The sequence below is a fragment of the Spirulina sp. CS-785/01 genome, assembly GCF_028330525.1.
Classification (GTDB): domain Bacteria; phylum Cyanobacteriota; class Cyanobacteriia; order Cyanobacteriales; family Spirulinaceae; genus JAQMSD01.
Window position 1 is genome coordinate 19,632 of sequence record NZ_JAQMSD010000183.1, and the last position, 19,652, is coordinate 39,283.

At 46.7% G+C, this 19,652-nt stretch carries 13 protein-coding genes; 4 read left to right on the plus strand and 9 right to left on the minus strand.

Features of this window, described 5'->3' with window-relative positions:
* The first annotated feature begins 93 nt into the window (after positions 1-93).
* Both PN462_RS12045 and PN462_RS12050 read left to right on the plus strand, forming a co-directional pair.
* Complete coding sequence (locus PN462_RS12045; RefSeq protein ID WP_443029153.1) at positions 94-1,296, plus strand: HhoA/HhoB/HtrA family serine endopeptidase; 1,203 nt, start codon at positions 94-96, stop codon at positions 1,294-1,296.
* Positions 1,297-1,456: 160 nt separating this feature from the next.
* Positions 1,457-2,080 carry a sulfotransferase domain-containing protein gene (locus PN462_RS12050; RefSeq protein WP_272128485.1) on the plus strand — a complete coding sequence of 208 codons (624 nt, stop codon included), beginning with the start codon at positions 1,457-1,459 and terminating at the stop codon, positions 2,078-2,080.
* 52 nt (positions 2,081-2,132) lie between these two features.
* Here the strand turns inward: PN462_RS12050 and PN462_RS12055 are convergent, their stop codons facing one another.
* The gene (locus PN462_RS12055; RefSeq protein WP_272128486.1) at positions 2,133-6,926 is read right to left on the minus strand and encodes a PAS domain S-box protein; all 4,794 of its coding nucleotides are present in this window, start codon (positions 6,924-6,926) and stop codon (positions 2,133-2,135) included.
* Between the two features lie 1,035 nt (positions 6,927-7,961).
* On the opposite strand from PN462_RS12055, the gene PN462_RS12060 reads away from it, so the two are divergent.
* Entirely contained in the window at positions 7,962-9,221 is a 1,260-nt protein-coding gene (locus PN462_RS12060; protein WP_272128487.1) for an ATP-binding response regulator, read from the plus strand.
* Positions 9,222-9,334: 113 nt separating this feature from the next.
* Entirely contained in the window at positions 9,335-10,327 is a 993-nt protein-coding gene (pheS, locus tag PN462_RS12065; protein WP_272128488.1) for a phenylalanine--tRNA ligase subunit alpha, read from the plus strand.
* A gap of 115 nt (positions 10,328-10,442) precedes the next feature.
* Here the strand turns inward: pheS and ndk are convergent, their stop codons facing one another.
* The 8 genes from ndk to PN462_RS12105 all read right to left on the minus strand — a co-directional run.
* Complete coding sequence (gene ndk / locus PN462_RS12070; protein WP_272128489.1) at positions 10,443-10,892, minus strand: nucleoside-diphosphate kinase; 450 nt, start codon at positions 10,890-10,892, stop codon at positions 10,443-10,445.
* A gap of 555 nt (positions 10,893-11,447) precedes the next feature.
* Positions 11,448-12,422 (minus strand): aldo/keto reductase, encoded by a 975-nt coding sequence (locus PN462_RS12075; RefSeq protein WP_272128490.1) that lies wholly within the window; start codon positions 12,420-12,422, stop codon positions 11,448-11,450.
* Between the two features lie 37 nt (positions 12,423-12,459).
* Positions 12,460-14,304: an ABC transporter ATP-binding protein gene (locus tag PN462_RS12080; protein ID WP_272128491.1), complete on the minus strand. Its 1,845-nt coding sequence runs from the start codon at positions 14,302-14,304 to the stop codon at positions 12,460-12,462.
* 192 nt (positions 14,305-14,496) lie between these two features.
* Complete coding sequence (locus PN462_RS12085; protein ID WP_272128492.1) at positions 14,497-15,858, minus strand: hypothetical protein; 1,362 nt, start codon at positions 15,856-15,858, stop codon at positions 14,497-14,499.
* Between the two features lie 66 nt (positions 15,859-15,924).
* The gene (locus PN462_RS12090; RefSeq protein WP_443029154.1) at positions 15,925-16,329 is read right to left on the minus strand and encodes a type II toxin-antitoxin system VapC family toxin; all 405 of its coding nucleotides are present in this window, start codon (positions 16,327-16,329) and stop codon (positions 15,925-15,927) included.
* Positions 16,317-16,556 (minus strand): hypothetical protein, encoded by a 240-nt coding sequence (locus tag PN462_RS12095; RefSeq protein ID WP_272128494.1) that lies wholly within the window; start codon positions 16,554-16,556, stop codon positions 16,317-16,319. Before PN462_RS12095 ends, PN462_RS12090 begins: the two co-directional genes overlap by 13 nt.
* A gap of 103 nt (positions 16,557-16,659) precedes the next feature.
* The gene (locus tag PN462_RS12100; RefSeq protein ID WP_272128495.1) at positions 16,660-16,824 is read right to left on the minus strand and encodes a hypothetical protein; all 165 of its coding nucleotides are present in this window, start codon (positions 16,822-16,824) and stop codon (positions 16,660-16,662) included.
* 32 nt (positions 16,825-16,856) lie between these two features.
* A partial coding sequence (locus PN462_RS12105; RefSeq protein WP_272128496.1) for a CHAT domain-containing protein occupies positions 16,857-19,652 on the minus strand: 2,796 nt, incomplete at its 5' end.

The window sequence follows — 19,652 nt, forward strand, 5'->3', positions numbered from 1 at the left end:
GTTTAGCGGGGTGGGACCCCCACAGCAATCTTCGGGAGGCCAGAAATTCGGTACAGTGAACAAAGAACCCTCTACAACAGTCGCGTTTATACAATGCGTTGGTTTAAACTTATGCGAAAATTGGTAACTCATTTATTGGCTTTGGTGGTGGGGGTGATGCTGGCCTTTTCCAGTCTGCGGGTTTCCTCCTCTCAAGCGGTTGCCCTAACCACTCCCCCTCACGCTGAACCGTCTTTTCAACTCGCCCAAGATGGGAGTCCGAGACAGAGACGGCAAAGTTTTGTCTCTAGCGCGATCGCGCGAACTGGGCCGGCGGTTGTCCGTATTGATACCGCCACCACCGTCTCCACCCAACTCCCCTCCATGTTAGAAGACCCCTTCTTTCGGGACTTTTTTGGCGATCGCTTTTTACAACGATTTCCCCAAGAACGCCGCGTCGAAGGACAAGGATCAGGGTTTATTATTGACCAAAATGGCCTCATCCTCACCAATGCCCATGTGGTCAGTCGGGCCGAAGAAGTCTCCGTCACCCTACCCGATGGACGGGAATACGACGCAACGGTATTAGGAACAGACCCCGTAACCGATTTAGCCGTGGTCAAAATTGCCGAGGCCGTGAGTAACTTACCCGTTGCCCCCCTCGGTAACTCCGATGCCTTAGAAGTGGGCGACTGGGCCATCGCCGTGGGGAGTCCTGGGGGTCTCAATAATACCGTCACCCTCGGCATTATCAGCACCCTCGACCGACCCTCCGCCCAAGTCGGCATCCCCGATAAACGCCTCAACTTCCTGCAAACCGATGCGGCCATTAACCCCGGTAACTCCGGCGGCCCCCTCTTAAATGACCGAGGAGAAGTCATCGGCATTAATACCGCCATCCGTCGCAATGCCACCGGAATTGGCTTTGCTATCCCCATTAACAAGGCCAAAGACCTGAAAGACACCCTAGCCGCAGGCCGCGAAGTCCCTCACCCCTACGTCGGCATTGAAATGCGGGATTTAACCCCCGACATTGCCCGACGCAATAACCAAGACCCCAACTCCAGCATGAGAGTCCCCGAAGTTGAAGGGATTTTCGTCTGGCGAGTCCTCCCCAACACCCCCGCAGAAACCTCCGGACTCCGACGGGGGGATGTGATCCTCGAAATTAATGGACAGCGCGTGAAAACCGGGGTTGAGATTCAAAATATTGTCGAACAAAGTGGCATCGGCAAGCGACTCAACTTCAAAGTCCGACGGGGGGAGAGAACCCTCACCGTCACCGTTACCACCGCCCAACTCCGGGATAACGGCTAAAAAGTTAAGAAACCTTGAAAAAGTTTGGCCTAACGCTTGACAATGACCGATTTCGCGCTATGCTTTAGTCAGGTGTGAGGAAAGAGTGAGAAAAAGCACTTGGGGTCGAAACATGGCAAGACTCCCAAGTGCTTTTTCAATGGAAATTTTTAATTAAATTATGATTTGGCTTGCATCTTGGCCGCGTTCAGGAAATACGCTACTACGAACTCTCTTATTTTCCTGTTTTGGTCTCTACAGTGGTAGCGTTTATCCGCAAGATTTAGGCAATAATAAAACCTTAGAACAACAGGTGGGACATATTGAATGGAATGGGGACGGAACGATTGATTTTCCGGAACAAGTCCCCCTCTTTAAAACCCATGAATATCCCCCCAACGAACAACCTGCCATTTACGTTGTTCGGGATGGACGAGTGGCCTGTGTTTCTATGTGGTTATTTTATAATCAATCAGCCCCATTAGAAGCCATTATTGCGGGACAACATCGTTTTGGAACTTGGGGCAATCATGTTCAAGCCTGGTCGCCTTGGAATCGTCCCAATACGCTGTTATTAAGATATGAAGACCTTTCTACAGATTATACAACAGCGTTAGAGCCGTTGTCTAGTTTTTTGGGTGTTCCCCTTCAGTCCGAAGTATTACCCTCCCGTGAGGAAATTGCCCGCAAGGATGGACGATGGGTGCGTAAAAAAAGTGATTGGCGGGACTATTGGACGGATGAGTTAGAGACATTATTTTTACAATATAATCAAGCAATGTTGGAGAAGATGGGGTATAGTTAGGGTTTGCTGAAAAAGTGTGTTAATTAATCAAAAAAAACGTAACCCTTAAAAATTATTCTAAAATCTGCAAAATCTTATCATAGGCAAAATTATTAACATAGCCTTTCAGTTGTTGTTTTAACTTCTCTTGGTTCGCTGGCATTTCTTCTAATAAATCTTCAATTGCAAAGGGATCTAAAGCTAAACAAGCCTCAGAAACTGCGTTTTTCCAGTCCGGGGACAGTTCTATAACTTGTGAACCTTCCTCCTCCTCAGCCCCCACATCTTCGTCGGGTTGAGTGTCTTCTGCTGCGTAACGATACCGAACTTTTAAATATTGCTCTAATTTATCTAAAATAATGGGAATGCGAAAAGGTTTACTGACAAAATCATGACACCCTGCATCTAAGGCAATATCTCGCTGATCATCAAAGGCACTAGCGGTTAACGCTAAGATGGGAGTGGGGGAGGTTTGTTGCTCTTTTTCCCGTGTCCGAATGGACTGGGTTGCCTCATATCCATCCATCACAGGCATTCGCATATCCATCCAGATTAAATGGGGTTGCCAACTTTCCCATAGGGTAACGGCCTCCTCTCCATTTTCTGCCTCTTTTGTGACAAACCCCAAGGGGTCTAAAATTTGTTTCAGGAGTTGACGATTCACGGTTTGATCATCGACAATTAATAAGCGGTATTCCGGTTGATCGGGAGCTAACCCCACCACCTCACGAGTGACCAATTCCTCCTCCTCTAGTTCAGTTTCTAAGGGGATGACCTGAATCTCAAATTGAAAACTTGTTCCTTTTCCCACTTGCGAGTCAACGGTAATTGTTCCCCCTAAAAACTCTACATATCGCTGGGTAATGGCTAACCCTAACCCCGTTCCCTGTTTGGAGTGAATTCCGGCCTCGGTTTGGACAAAGGGATTAAATAAATCCTGTAATTCTTCTGGGGCAATACCGACTCCTGTATCTTTGACGATAAAGCCAATTCGCGCTTCTTGTTCGTTTTGAGAAAGCAAGTAACTCTCTAGGGTAATTTCCCCTTGGGGGGTAAACTTAATGGCATTACTGAGGAGATTAATGAGAATTTGCCGTAATTTCAAGCGATCGCATTCTACAGAAATCGGCAAATCATCCCCAACCTGACAAATAAACCGTAAATCCTTCTCCTGCGCTTTCAAGCGATACATCTTCTCCACTTCCGTTAACAGACGAGGCAAATTAAACACTTCCGGTACTAACGTCATCTGTCCGGCTTCAATTTTGGAGAGATCAAGAATATCATTAATCAGTCCTAACAAATGTTCCCCACTACTCTCAATAATATTCAAATTATCCTGTTGGGACGGGTTTAAATTCTCACTGCCCGATAACACCTGGGCAAACCCTAAAATGGCATTAAGGGGCGATCGTAACTCATGACTCATATTCGCCAAAAAGGTACTTTTCGCCCGGTTGGCCGCCTCTGCCTCCTCCTTCGCTTGTTGCAGTTGCACTTCCGCTTCCTTGAGAGAGGTAATATCCAACACCACCCCATGCCAAATCATCTCCCCATTTTCCCGTTGCACAGGCCGCGCATTCCCCAACACCCAGACAAATTCCCCCGATGGCCGCAGTTGTCGCCATTCATGGGAAAAGGGTTGTAAATAGTCAATAGACTGCTGCAAAGCCTCCCTATAATGGGGTTTATCTGCCTCATGAATACTCTCAATTAGCACCGAACTATCCTCATAGGCCGCTGCGGGGGAAACACCAAATAATCGCTCACATTCCTCACTAATATACTCAAAACGCCATTCTCCCGTAGGCAATAGCTTCATAGTATAAATGACCCCCGGAATATTCTCAGCCACCCCTTGCAGTCGCTCTTGAGTCTGTTTCAGAGAGGTAATATCCTGAATCTGAGAGACAAAATAGAGAGGAGTCTCCTGTTCATCCCGTACCAAGGACACATTCAACAATCCCCAAATAATCCGCCCTGACTGGTGAACATAGCGTTTTAACCGTTGATAGGTGCGTAGGTCTCCCGCTAACATTTGCTCTAGTAAAGCAACATCCCCCTCTCGATCTTCAGCATAGGTAATTTCAGCAAAGGTTAAATTGAGTAACTCCGCCTCACTATAGCCCAAGATTTCCAACATAGACTGGTTTACTTGTAATAACCGTCCCTCCGTGGACACTAAGGCCATCCCGGTGGCCGCATCATCAAAAGCGCGACGGAACCGTTCTTGACTCTCCCGTAACTGCATTTCCGTCCGTTTCAGTTCCGTAATATCCACCTCTAGGCCATCCCAAACCGTCCGTCCATCGGGCAACCGACGGGGCATAGAGCGCACATGAGACCATTGTAAGTTCCCGCTTGGGGTGCGTTTGCGCATCTGCATTTGGTAGGGGGTTAAATGCCGCCAAGATTCTTCGGTGAGTTGCTCGTTTAACTGTCGATCTTCTTCGATGATTAAATTAAAGAGTCGGGTTGCATCCTCTAGTATGTCTTCTGGTTGCAAGCCCACCAGTCGTTCAATTCCGGCACTAATATAGGAAAAATAATACTCTCCATTGGGGGCCCGGACCATTTGATAAATTAACCCTTTATCAATGTTATCTCCGAGGGTGCGGAGGCGTTCTTCTTGTTCTCGTAACTGTTCTTCGGCTTGTTTGCGTTCGGTGATGTTATGATTTACGCCGACGGTGGCGATCATTTTGCCTTGGACATCATAGAGGGGCAAAACGGAGGTGTCTGAAATGCCTTTTGTGCCGTCTTTACGAATAAAAATGAATTCCCCGGACCAATGGCCTTGTTGTTCGAGTCCCTCTCGTACTTTTTCGGTCATGAGTTTGGCCAGATGGGGTTCGTGGATGATTTCTGGGGTTTGGCCGAGGACTTCTGCTTTGCTGTAGCCAAACATTTTTTCGGCCCCTAAATTCCAGTCGGTGATTTTGCCCTCTAGGTCGGTGACAATGACTCCATCGTTCATACTATTAAAGATGAGGGCTTGTTGACGGAGTTCAAATTCGTCTCTTTTCCGTTGGGTGATATCCCGGATCATAAAGAGGACTTCTGTTTCGGAACTTTTGACGACGCGCACTTCTTCGTATTGCAGTTTGCCGTTAATTTCGTTTTGTTGTTCGTAGAGAACCATTTCTCCGGTTGCGAGGACTTTCTGAATGGCGTTGATGTGTCGTTGGTAGGTGTCGGGGGGGAGAAATTCCCGCAGATGTTGACCGATGGGGTTAAAGTCGGAGGGGAGGAGGTCGGTCATGGCGTTGGTGCGGATGTAGCCCATGTAGATGCCTTGGGCGTTGACGCGAAACATGAGGTCGGGGATGGCATTAAGGATGGCGTTATTGCGCTGTTCGCTGGCTTCTAGGGCGAGTTCGGCCCGTTTGCGTTGAGTGATATCTCGGATCATAAACAGTGCTTCATCTTCTCCGCTTTGGACTACGCGCACTTCTTCATACTGGAGACTCCCGTTGATCTGTAGTTGTTGTTCATAACTGACCATTTCTCCGGTGTCTAGGACTTGTTGCAGGGCATTGAGTTGTTTTTGACAGACTTCGGGGTATTCAGGGAGAAATTCGCTGATATGCCGCCCCACTAGATTCATGTTGGGGGAAACCAGTTCGGTCATGGCGTTAGAATGGACGTAGCTGAGATAAAAGCCTTGGCGGTTGAGGCGAAACATGAGGTCGGGGATGGCGTTGAGGATGGCCCGGTTGCGCCGTTCGCTGGCTTCTAGGGCGAGTTCGGCCCGTTTGCGATCGCTGATATCCCGAACCATAAACAGCACTTCGTCTTCTCCACTTTGCACTACGCGCACTTCTTCGTACTGGAAATAACTGTTGATGTCTAGTCGCTGTTCATAACTGACCATTTCTCCGGTGTCTAGGACTTGTTGCAGGGCATCGAGTTGTTTTTGACAGACTTCGGGATATTCGGGGAGAAATTCCCGCAGATGTCGCCCGATGGGGTTAAAATCTGGGGGGAATAGGTCGATCATGGTGTTGGTGCGGACGTAACCTAGATACCCCCCTTGGCGGTTGACGCGAAACATGAGGTCGGGGATGGAATTAAGGATGGCGTTATTGCGCCGTTCGCTGGCTTCTAGGGCGAGTTCGGCTCGTTTGCGTTGAGTGATATCTCGGACAATAAATAATACTTCTTGACTATCACAGGGAATCACTCGCACTTCTTCGTAATGGGTTTCCCCGTCAATGAGGATTTCCTGTCCATACACTTGAATTTCTTGGCTGGCTAAGGCGGTTCGGGTGGCTTCCATCCGTTTCTCGGCGAGGGGCTGCGGTAAGATGTCGTAGAGGTTAGAGCCTTGTTGCACTTGATCCGGTTTGTAGAGGGCAATGTTCCCACTGTGGACGATATCTCGATAAGTCCCGCTTGCATCCATGCGAATGAGGAGGTCGGGAAAGCCTTGCAGCAGGGCGTTAAAGCGGGCATAGTTGTGTTGGAGGATGGAGTTATGATCGGGGGAGGGTTGCAGTTGTTTGAGGTAGGTGAGAATTTCTTCGGCGAAAAAGGGGGGGAGCAAGTAACCATTTCCTCCCACTTGAAAGAGTTTTTGACGGTTGAGGGAGTCTAGGGTGTCGGACAGAAATAAGACGGGGAGGGTTTGACTGTCGGGGTGGGTTTTGAGGCGTTGACAGAGGGTATAACTGTCCATGTCTTGGACCTGGGGGGAGAGAAAGATATAGTCGGGGTGGGTTGCTCCAGAGGTGAATTTTACCCAGTCCCAGACCGCTTGAGGGGTTTGAGCGAGGGTGACTTGGTATTGATGTTGGGTTAAGAGGCTGTATAGAGACGGGGGACAGTCTCCACCGATTAGAATATGACCTATGGGAAAATCAGTCATTGTGTGTTTGTCTGGACGGATGGGGTTATGGGTTAGTGTACTCGAAAATCTTTTCCTCTTAACAAGGAGGCTTATCACTATCCTAGGACAGATGAGGGAGAAATCTCCAACGGTTTAGGATACGCTGCAACCACTGGGGAGTCTTTGACGGTTAAGGGGGTTAATGTCAAGGATGCTGGGTGTCCTAAGTCTTTTCTTCCTAGAATTAAAAATGCTATTCTCTCGATGAGCCTTGCTATCTGTCTTCAAGGCGGTTATAACGGAGAAGATTGCTTGCGATCGCTGCCTATATTCCTAATTGATCAAGATTTCCAGTCAAACCCCTCGCCTTTAGCTAGGGGACTGTCAACTCTTTCTAACCTGATGAAATGCTGATTTCAGCCCCTTTTCTCTCCTGATCTATTTTGAGGATGTATTTCGTTACACTACGCTACTCTATGTATAACTGTATCATGATATAGTCCAAACTTTTACAAAGTTTCACATATTTTGACAGTATTTACAATTCAGTTATATTTTTTAAGCAAACATAAAGATTATGAATAAAACATCAAGCCCAAAAAAGATAAAATTAAAATGGCAATGATTTTTGCATCACGCATTACTCTATTATACTTTCTCTATTTATTACAATTTGCTCTATTACAATTTCTCTAATTTTTCTCTATTACAATTTGCTGTATAACAATTTGCTGTATAACAATTTGCTGTATAACGAATAACACCTTATACCTGACCAATAACACTTTATCACGAAAAACAATCTTTGGTTAATACAAATTGGGCATACAAAGGGCATACCAAGAGCATACACAGTTACTAATTGACGAATCCCGTTCAGGAGGCTAGGCGAAAGGATAACACAAAACTCAAAACGAAGCTCAGGGGATATAATGATTGGCATATTTTATACGCTAAAACTACCTTTTTATATATTTTTTGTAGCCCCATTCTTTTTCACAAATCTTGATTAATCAACAAGCAGTCTAGTTATAAAAAAAATTCCCTTGTGTAAACCATTGAGGCTTAATAGTAATGATTATCCAACCTACCAAACAGCGTAAATATAAAGGTCAAGTTATCGTCATTGATGACCTGCCAGAAAACTTGGATTATTTAGCCAGAATTTTACACAACCATGGTTATCAAGTCCATCTTATTTCTGATGCAGGATCTGCCTTACATACTGTCGAACAAATTTGTCCTGATCTAATTTTACTAGATATTAGAATGCCTCAACTTGACGGTTTTACAATTTGTCAACAACTAAAAGCAAAACCAAACACCAGAGAAATTCCTGTTATTTTCTTGAGTGCGTTAGATGATCCCCTTGACAAAACAACTGCCTTTCAAGTGGGAGGAGTAGATTATATAACCAAGCCATTTCAAGCCTTAGAAGTCATTCTCCGGTTAGAAAATCAACTAAAAATTAAAAAGCTGTATCAAGAGTTACAAGAACAGAAAAAACAAGTCGAAGCTCAAAATAAAAAATTACAACTAGAAATTCAAGAAAGAAAAAAAGCCGAATCTATTGCCGCCACAGCATCTAAATCAAAAAGTGAGCTTTTAGCTTATATGAATCACGAAATTCGCAACTCTCTCACTGCCGTTATTGGATTAGCAAAAATCCTGATAACTGCCGAAAATCAGCAGAAAGTCATTGATCACAAAAAATATCTTAAAACTATTTATCGGAGTAGTGAAAGCCTCATCACCCTAATCAATAATGTGCTGCATTTATCCAAAATCGAAGCTGGTAAAATAAGCCTCAATCCGAGTCAAATCAAACTGACCGACTTAGTGCAAGCCTTACAAGATATTTTTTATATTAATGCAGAACAAAAAGGGATCGACCTAAAGTTTATCTTAGACCCCAATTTGCCCGCAGTCATCACCACCGATGCCGTCAAACTGCGACAAGTTTTAATTAACTTAATCGGCAATGGGATCAAATTCACAGACCAAGGTTCAGTCACAGTCGCTATTCGCGGCGACCCCTTCCCGACCCCAGACCAGCAACAACGGTTATATTTTGAAGTAGAAGACACAGGCCCAGGCATTGCACCAGAAGAAATTGATTTATTATTTCAACCCTACGAACAAACCCAAAGTGGTCGGAATGCCGAACTGGGGACGGGGTTAGGACTCTCCATTAGTCGTCGTTTCGTGGAAATGATGGGCGGGAAAATCAATGTCACCAGTCAGGTGGGCCAAGGCAGTTGTTTTAGTTTTGATATTGTGGTGTCTTTGGGGTGTGATATTTCCCTTTCTTCTCCTGGCCCTACCTCCTCCTGAGTCCAGAGAAAAAATTCCGCCTCTCCTGAGTGGAGAGACCGCAGATTGGCCCCCAATCCTCGGTACACTAGAGATATTCAACAACAACGCCAACGAACGATTAAAAACCCTTCATGAGTGAGATCGAAGCGCGACTGACCGAACTGAAAACCCAAGCCGGCGATGCGATCGCATCTGCCCAAGACCTAGACACCCTAGAACAACTCCGAGTGCAATATCTCGGTAAAAAAGGGCAACTCTCGCAAATTCTCCGGGGGATGGGAAAACTCAGCGCCGAAGAAAGACCGCGAATTGGTGCGATCGCTAATCAAATCAAAGAAACCATCCAAACCCAACTCGACCAAAGCCGAGACAACCTCGAAACCGCCCAACTACAAGCCCAACTCGCCGCCGAAACCCTAGATGTCACCATGCCAGGGGTGAGTCGTCCCTTGGGTCATATCCACCCCCTCAACAGCATCATCGACCGTGTAACCGAAATCTTTATTGGCCTCGGCTACACCGTCGCCGAAGGGCCAGAAATGGAAAGCGACTACTACAACTTTGAAGCCCTCAACACCCCCCCCGACCATCCGGCCCGGGATATGCAAGACACCTTCTACCTCCCCGACGGCAACCTCCTGCGAACCCATACCTCCTCCGTACAAATTCGCTACATGGAACAGCATGACCCCCCCATTCGAGTCATCGCCCCCGGTCGCGTCTATCGGCGAGATACCGTAGATTCCACCCACTCCGCCGTCTTCCACCAAGTCGAACTCCTCGCCATCGACCAAGGATTAACCTTCACCGACTTAAAAGGGACCTTAAAAGAATTTGTGCGGCAAATGTTCGGAGAAGACCTCCCCATGCGCTTCCGGGCCAGTTACTTCCCCTTCACCGAACCCTCCGCCGAAGTAGATGTGCAATGGCAAGGGAAATGGTTAGAAGTCCTAGGCTGTGGCATGGTGGACCCCAACGTCCTTAAAGCCGTCGGCTATGACCCAGAAACCTACACCGGATTTGCCGCCGGATTAGGCGTAGAACGCTTTGCCATGGTATTACACGAAATGGACGACATTCGCCGTCTTTATAACAGCGATGCCCGCTTTTTAAAGCAATTTTAGGGGCATTCATCGAAGCACATCCCCTCCTGAAAAGGGGTAGGCTTTCAACCTCGTTTCTCCGTCGGGGCGCAATGCTTGCGCCCCTATATTATGGGAATCCTATCCAGCCATTCCCCTACTCATATAACCAAGGATGATTAACCGCGTGCCAATCCACTAAATCTTCCTCATTAAACCAAAGGTGAATTTCACGCTGGGCAGTTTCAATGGCATCGGACCCATGAATCAAATTCCGTCCCATAGTCATCCCGTAATCCCCGCGAATCGTACCGGGATCAGCCGTACCGGGATCAGTCACCCCGATTAACTTCCGCGAGAAAGTGACAATATTTTCCCCTTCCCAAACCATAGCGATCACAGGTGCAGAGGTGATAAATTCAATTAACCCAGGAAAAAAGGAACGTTCTCTCAGGGCATCATAATGCTTCTCCGCTAGTTCTCGCGGGACTGACATCATTTTCATGCCGACCAATTTAAACCCTTTATGTTCAAAGCGTCGGATGATTTCACCGACTAAACCCCGGTTCACCCCGTCGGGCTTAATCATAATAAAAGTCCGTTCCAAAACAAGCCTCCTACAATTTGACAAAATAACTCACAAACATACAGATTAGCTTAGATTGGAGATTTTAGCTAGAAGTTGAGAAGCCCCACGGGAACTTTACGCTATAGCAGAGGACGAATCAGGTAAAACATAGAGTTCGACACCCTATTTTTACCCAAAAAATTGTCGATTCACTCAAGAACGACTTGGTGTTAAAATAATACTATCATTACCGTCCCAAACCCATTAATCTCAACCCATTTTGAAAAAAAATCAACGATTAATTTGGCGATCATCACTTCAATATTTTTTATCTATATAAGTTCGTATTAACCCCTTTAGGGCTGACAATAAATTGATTTAATACAAATCAAGCGAATTGCATATAATTTCGCAAGCGAGCTTCTTTAACCCCTAAAAATGTAACGGCTAGACTTTTAAGTTTCTCATTAGTCTCTTAACCCGTTTTCGACGGGTTTAAGCTCTTAGCCTTGGATTAAAACCCAAAGGGCATTTTACCAACCGGATTCCAGATTACGCCTTGAGTTTTCACCCAAGGCATATTCAACAAAACCCCTAAGTCGTTTGAAAAATATTCTGCACCATTTTCGCCTCTAACTTAGTCGTAGATCGGTCTAATTCTTCCACCTCTCCCGCATCTAACCACCATCCTAACGCCCCTAAATTTTGTTTTGCTTGGTCTAAACTTTTTGCCCCCGGAATGGGACTCACCCCCTTACAAATACACCAATTCAGCGCGACTTGTGCCATAGTTTTCTCTCGACTTGCAGCGATCGCTTCTAACGTATTAAGAACAGGTTTGACCCTCGGTAATAAATAACGAAATAATAACCCCCGTATCCCTTGGGGAAATTTCCCCTTTTCCTGATATTTCCCCGTTAATAACCCTAAACAAAGGGGACTATAGGCAATTAATTGAATCCCCAATTCATCACAGACTTCTTTTATCCCTAACTCCGTCACCGGATACGTTGATAAGAGCGAATATTGGACTTGTAAGCTAGTAATGGGAATATTACGGTCTTGAAACTTCTGATAAATTTGCCTTAACCGCTTCGGCCCATAATTCGAGAGTCCCACCCCCCGCACTTCTCCCATCTCGTATAAGTCCCCCAACCCGTCCAACAGTCGCCATTCTTGCCAGGGGGCATAATTGGCCGTTGACCAGTGCATCTGGACTAAATCTACATTTCGCCCCAACCGTTGGGCCGACTTGCGACCAGCAGACACCATGGCCCCCCGTGTCAGTCGCCAAGGATAGGCCGCCAATTTTGTCGCAATACAAATATTATCCTGATTTTCCCCTTGATACCCTTGGGCAAACTGTCCCAACAGTTGTTCACTGCGTCCATTAAGGCGGCCCGTCCCATAAGAGTCCCCGGTATCAAACAACGTTACCCCATTTTGGACACAGAGATTAAACACCGCTTGTAACTCCTCATCCATCTGGGGATCATACCCCCAAAGGAGTCGATTTCCCCAAGCCCATGTCCCACACCCCATCTGAGGCAAAGAAATTGTTGCCATCATACTGATTAATTATCCATTCTCCATTGTCCATTCTCCATTATCCATCCTCCGTTCCCAACATCTGTAACTGGTAGAGACTGGCATAGAGTCCCTCTTGGGCTAAGAGTTCCTCATGACTCCCGGACTCCACTAACTCCCCTTGTTTCAAGACTAAAATGCGGTCAACATTGCGGATGGTGGAGAGACGGTGGGCGATAATAATGGCAGTGCGATCGGCTAATAGATGATCTAAGGCATCTTGGACTAACCGTTCGGTTACTACGTCTAAACTGGCGGTTGCTTCGTCTAGGACTAAAATACGGGGGTCTCGAATGGCAACTCTGGCAAAGGCTAAGAGTTGTTTTTGGCCGCCGGATAAGTTGGTTCCCCGTTCCCGCAGTTGGGTGTCGTACCCTTGGGGGAGTTGGTTAATAAAGCCGTCAATATTGGTGGCTTTGGCGGCTTCTTGGACGGCTGCGACACTATAATCTTCACCGAGGGTGATGTTGCGCTTCACATCTCCGGCAAAGAGGAAACTCTCTTGGAGTATAACCCCGACATGACGACGGAGTTCCGCTTGGGGGAGGTCACGAATTTCTACTCCATCGACAAAAACTTTCCCTTCGCTGGGGTCGTAGAGACGACAGAGGAGGCGAATAATGGAACTTTTTCCGGCCCCGGTTGGTCCGACTAGGGCGATTTTTTCACCAGGTTTAATGTGGAAGTTGAGGTTTTTGAGGACATATTCATTGGGTTTATAGCCAAAGGAGACATTCTCAAAACGAATTTCTCCGGGTTGAGAGGTTGATTTTAGAGTAGCTTGGGCGAGACTTTCTTGGTGGCCTTCTTTGGAGGGGTCTTGAATGTCGATGGGTTCGTCGAGTAACTCGCTGATGCGTTCTACGGCGGTAAAGCCGGATTGGAACATGGTAAACTTCTCAGCGAAGCGGCGGAGGGGGTCAAAGAGTCGTTGGGCGTAGAGGATGAAGGAGGAGAGAACGCCAAAGGTGAGACTGTCGCGGAGGACGAGGAAGCCGCCTAACCAGAGTACCCCTGCGATCGCAATTAAGGCAATCCATTCTAAAGTCGCAGAGACCGCCGAATCGTGAAAAATGGTTTTATCGATCTCATCCCGATAGCGACCATTCACCTTGCGAAACATCTCTGCATTAAATCCTTCCCGGCGAAACAGTTGCACAATGTTAATGCCGGAAATATTCTCGGCTAACATGGAGTTTAATTTAGACAGTTCCTCCCTCGCAGCATAGTTGGCTTTGCGATATTGCTGTTGAAAATAAATAATCAGTGCAGAAACGGGAATCAGCAGTAAGACTAACAGGGTGGCCAGTTGCCATTGCAAGCTGAAAATCGTAACGATAATAACAATAATATAAACAACATCACTGAGAATCCCGATCGCGCCTGTAGCAAACACATCCCCCAACGCTTCCACATCGGAAGTAATGCGCGTCACCAACCGTCCCACGGGAGTCCGGTCAAAGAAGCGAGAAGACAGAGCTAAAACATGGTTAAATAAATCATCCCGAATCCCGGCAGTAATTTCTTGCCCCACACGCTGCACTAAGTACCCTTGGAGAGAGACAAAGAGTAAGCGCACCACAATAGTCCCCAAGAGAATTTTGATCAAGAGATTAATCCCTTCCCCCAAGGCTAACCCATCCAAAATCGCCCAAGTGGGTTCATTGCGAAACAGAGAAATGGCCTGTCCCACAATTAACGGTTGTACCACTCCAGCAATAGACACAGGCAGCAGTAACGCCAGAGAGAAGAAAAACAGCGTCCCATTGCGACGCGCATAGGGAACAAGTCGTAAAAAAAGTCGCCAATCACTGGTCGGAGTAATGTTTTTAGAGTCGGATGTCGAGGTGGAAGAAACGGCCATAGGTGTTTTGAGTTACAGTTGGCGATGGATTCGGCATAGTTTCCATATTAAGGGATTGTCTGAGCTTGGGTGATGGAGGTGGGCGACAAGTTTAGAATGCTCTATTTTAGCCTAGTCCCGCTAGTAGTGCAGGCATCCTGCCCGCTAAGACTGACGGTGACTTGGTGGGGGGATTCCGTGGTGTTGGGGAGTTCACAACTTTTTCAGCAATTTTTCTGCCAACCCCCAAGACCCCACCGCACAGATTACACTGAAGATTAAAGCCCAAGCTAAAGGATGTAAAGAAAGGCCGAATATTTCAGCTTTCTCTGTCTTAGGTTGAGTCATCAAACCCGAACTAGAAGCAACAATTGTCCCTGCTGTAATGCCAATCCCCACTGCTTGGATATGATTTTGTAAGGCTTTTTCATTTTGAGCTTGTTCTACCTCTGCCGTTGCTCTAATGGTATTAATCAGATGGCTAAACAAATCTTGTCCCGATTGTAAATAAGTTTGATGGGTTTTTAATTGGGTTAAATACTGGGGACATTTCTCTTCGGCAAACCTTGACCACAGTTCCAACTGATTTCCTGAATCTAGTAATTTTTGTAAACAGGTTTGAAAGTTATTGTAATTAACCTCAATTGTGGTATAATGAGCCTGTAAGTCTCGTAAATTAACTTGATACTCCAACCAATCAAGAGGAATTTTTTTGAGGAGTGTATCAAGCTCAGACAGACGCTCTTGTGAATTGCGAAACGAGAGAGAATAGAATCTTTGAATTTCTTGCTCTAATTTACTGTAAATGCTTCTTGCAATGTAATAGCAATTACGCGCTTCTTGGTAATTAGAAATAATCTTTTTTTGAGTCCAGAATAACTCCCGCAACCAAGAATAATTATTATCAGCTTGTTCTAAATCCAATTGTTGCGGTTTTGCGAGAGAAATAAGAATTGTTAAATTATCAGCTTCAAACAGGAAAAAAGGACAATTAAATAAAACCAACTCCCCCATAAATTGGGAATTGGGACAGAACGTATTAACCCATTTTGCTGCTTCTGAGCGTTGTTGTGCCGTTTCCCCTTCCCACTCCCCATACACCATTAATATTTTCCCTAAATCTGCCTTAACTTGTTCAATTAAAGTGGACGGTTGAAAAGCTAAAAATTGATTAAGTGTAATCTCCAAATCAGGAATTTCAGGCTGTAGCGTAATGTCCACAAAATAGCTATCATGGAGACGAAAAGGTTGTATATTTCCCGCTAGTTTAAACCCGGCACGGGTGAGAAAGGGAGTTAATTCAATTGCATCCCCATCATGGGTTAACCATTCATTAAAGAGATTATTTTCGGGTTGGGGAGTATAAGTATAACTTTCCTGTTGGGAAGTATAAGAAATTAAATGAGCTTTGAGATTTTGGAATTCAGGGAAAGGGAGAGAGTTTCCCAGTTGGGTGATACTCTCCCAGAGTTGCTCTGCTTCTGGACTGGCCTCCGTTGGGATATCTGCTAGGGTTTGTTGCAGGTGGAAAGCGTAGAGGGTTAGAGTTAGATTTCTCACGGTGGTAGTATCCAATCTAGGATTTATTACAATTCTTCTAAAAGGGAAGGAATGTCTCTTGAAGCATGAATAATCATGTTTTTAAGGTTGCAGTAAAAGACTTTGAACTTCTGGATATTGAGCTATTTTTTTATCAATACTGGCTAGATTAGCATGATATTCTAATGCAGTTGCCATGATCATACGGTCAAATGGATCTCTGTGAATAGGAGATAACTTGACTGCTTTAAAAGTAATTTCTGATGTTAAAGGAAGTAAGCAAATTCCAGCAGGGTCTAATGCTTGTTTAAACCATTCATTGGCAGCACAAGGTAATTCGAGTCGCCTTCGTTGATGAGCTAAGGCAATCTCATAACAAGACAAGGGAGAAACACCCACTGTTTGAGCAGTATCAATTTTTTCTCGCCAGTGATCGGGAAATCGCTCAAATTCTTGAGTCATCAACCAAAACCAAATATGCGTATCGAGTACCATTATTTCAAGCATTCCCAATCCTCTTCGTCCACAATGGGACTCACTAAATCTCCTAATGTTTTTCCTTTACCTGCGATCGCGTCTGGTGCGATGCGATGTTTTGGGATGTACGGGTTATGCTGTTCATTTAAGCGGTTTTGCAGGATTTCTATTAATAATTTTTGTTCCGAGTTTGATAACGTTTCTGTGAGTTCTAAAACTTGGTGAAATTGGGAGGAGGGTGGGGTAGATTGAGTCATGGGTAGGTTGTAAGAGGGGATAACGGCAATATTTAGGATTGATTGGGGGTTTGTTGGTGAGAGGAGGGAGCTAGGGAGAATTACCTGAATGCTTACAATCAGTTTATTGCTCTAGGTCTGCCATTAATTTATCAACCGTAACTTTCTGCGTTTTTCCTTGTTTATATTCTTCATGAGCTTCTGCAATATGGGTAGCAATTTCTTTACGACGTTTTTCACTTTCTAAAAGATTATTGAAGTTAATGGAGGGTGGGGTGGATTGAGTCATGGATAGGTTGTAAGAGGGGATAACGGCAATGCTTAGGATTGATTGGGGTTTTGTTGGTGAGAGGAGGGGGGAGGGGTGTTCTTTTTGCTGATGTTTTCGATTAATTCCGGTAGAGAAGGACTAGGGGTGTTGGGTTTAGCTTTACTTCCCCCTATGCCTTTTTCTCCGGTTGCCCCCAGGAGGGGATTATCGGGGGATGCGGCGTTTAATTTCTCGTTGTAGGCTTGTTGGAGTAGGGAGCGTTCTTCTAGCCATTTTTCTAAGGCTGCCGCGTTTTTTTCGTCGTCGTCACCGAGTTGGCTTTGTAGGTCGTTTAAACTCTGCCAATGGTCTGCAAAGATATTATCGGGGTTTTCTTGTATCAGGGTGATAAAGGCTTGGATTTTATCGGCATCACTAGCCATTTTTTGTTCTCCTTGTCCAACAATACAAAAGGCCGCCCAATGGTAGGGGGACTGGTAGGGTTGGTTGTTCCATCCCTCTTGTTCATTGTCCCCCATCTGTTGAAAAAATGTTTGTAGTTGTTTGCGCCAATGGTCTGTGAGGAGGGGGGAAGTTTGCGACCATTGGTGAAACCCTGTGACAGTGGTTTCTCGTAGCCATGTTTGGGCAGCTTTGAGGGCAATGGCCAGTTTGCCGGGGTGTTGTTGCAGGAGTTCGTAGGTTTTAATCAGGAGGAGGGCAGTAGAAATTTGATTGACTGACCATTGGCTGACGAGGACGGAGGGACTGCCTGCGAGGATGAAGCCACTGGAGAGGCTGATATATTCATCGGTGTCATCAAGGGCGACTTGTCCGGTTTCGCAGGCGGAGAGGGTGACGAGGCTGCATTGGCTGAGGTTGAGGGAGGCGATGATGGTTTCTAGGGTGAGGATGTCATCGGCGAGGCGGAGGCCGGAGTCGAAGGGGGAGTCGGGGTTAAAGGCGGCGTGACAGGAGAAGTAGAGGTGGTGAGTTTGGGTGAAGTCTTTTTTGAGGAAGTTGGTTTTGGTAGCGTTGCCTTTTTGGAGGCTGCTGCGTTGGGGGAAAAGGGTGCGGATGTTTTCGATTTCGAGGTCTGCCCCGATGAGGTCATCGGTGGGGTTTTGGATGGCGAGTAGGTTTTTAAAGTCGGGATATTGACGTTTTTGGGCTTGTTGTAGGAGTTGGCAGTTGGGGGCATAACTCACCCCGTTTTCAAAGATATCCTGTAGGGGCGCAATGCTTGCGCCCTCTGGGGTTGGGGTATTCGGGGGAATTGGGCGGATGCTATCCTCTACGGGTTGGACGGGGATGGGTAAGGCGTGGAGGGGGAAAAGGTGGAGGTAGCGGTGGGGGATGAGGATGAGTTTTTTGCAGGTGGGGAATTGTTTAAAGAGGTTATCTAGGATTTCTGGGAGGTGGAGGAGTTGGGAGAGGGTTTCGAGGCGTTGGGGGAGGCAGTTTTGCCATTGGGTTTTGTCGGTGCGGTAGTCGCGGAGGTAGTCGTTTCCCCAGTCGATGAGTCGATCTAAATCTTCCTCGGAAGATGTCCAGTGTTTAAGGGCTTGACGGGTGAGGGTAAACACCAAGAACTTATCGGGCATAATGTACCATTCGAGGATGGCGGTTTCTTCATCGAGTAGGTCTTGCATTTGCTGAAACGGCAAGGGTTTATAGGGAGACTTGGCTTGGAATTCTTGCCGCAGTTGCTCAATGTGGCTGTAGTCGGGGTCAGGGTCTTGTTGGAGGCGACGGTTTTCTTGGTCAATTTCTTCACTGAGTTGTTGCAGACGTTGACGGATTTCGGGGGGGATTTCTCCTTGGGAGTAAGCGTCACGGGTGGCGATGAGTTCAACGAGGTTGCGGGCTTTGCTGCGGTCTGTGTATTCAATGGCGGCGGTGTAGTTTTGCAGTTCTAGGCAGACTTCTACCATCCCCCGATAGAGTCTGTTCCATTCTTCATTGAGTTTGCGTTTTACTTCGTCTCCAGAGGTGATTTCCCCTCGCAGGTATTCCACCACATCTAGGGCTTGTTCAAAGGTGTTGTAGGCGTTTTCTAGGGCGGTTTGTTTATTTTCGGGGTTGCTGGTGTAGTGTTGGGATTGGGCTTGGTAGGTAAAGCCTAAGTTATTGAGGGTTTCGGTGTGTTCTTGGGGAAAGGCGGTGCGGGTACGGATTTGGAGGGCTTCTTGATAGAGTTTGATCGCCTGTTCGAGGTTCTCGGCTCGCTCTCCCCGGATGCGGTATAGGTAGGCAGCCGCTAAGTTATTTTGCGTCGTTGCCCAATCTTGGGGAAAGGCGGTGCGGGTACGGACTTCTAAGGCGGCTTCGTAGGCAGCGATCGCCCGTTCGAGGTTCTCGGCACGCTCTCCCCGGATGCGCTCTCTGTAGGCAATGGCTAAGTTATTTTGCGTCATTGCCCATTGTTCGGGAAAGGCGGTGGGGGTATAGACTTCTAAGGCGGCTTCTAAGGCAGCGATCGCCTGTTCGAGGTTCTCGGCACGCTCTCCCCGGATGCGGTCAGAGTAGGCAATGGCTAAGTTATTTTGCGTCTCTGCCCATTGTTCGGGAAAGGCGGTGCGGGTACGGACTTCTAAAGCGGCATCGTAGGCAGCGATCGCCCGTTCGAGGTTCTCGGCACGCTCTCCCCGGATGCGGTTTCTGTAGGCATTGCCTAAGTTATTTTGCGTCATTGCCCATTGTTCGGGAAAGGCGGTGCGGGTACGGACTTCTAAGGCGGCATCGTAGGCAGCGATCGCCTGTTCGAGGTTCTCGGCTCGCTCTCCCCGGATGCGGTATAGGTAGGCATTGGCTAAGTTATTTTGCGTCTTTGCCCATTGTTCGGGAAAGGCGGTGCGGGTATAGAC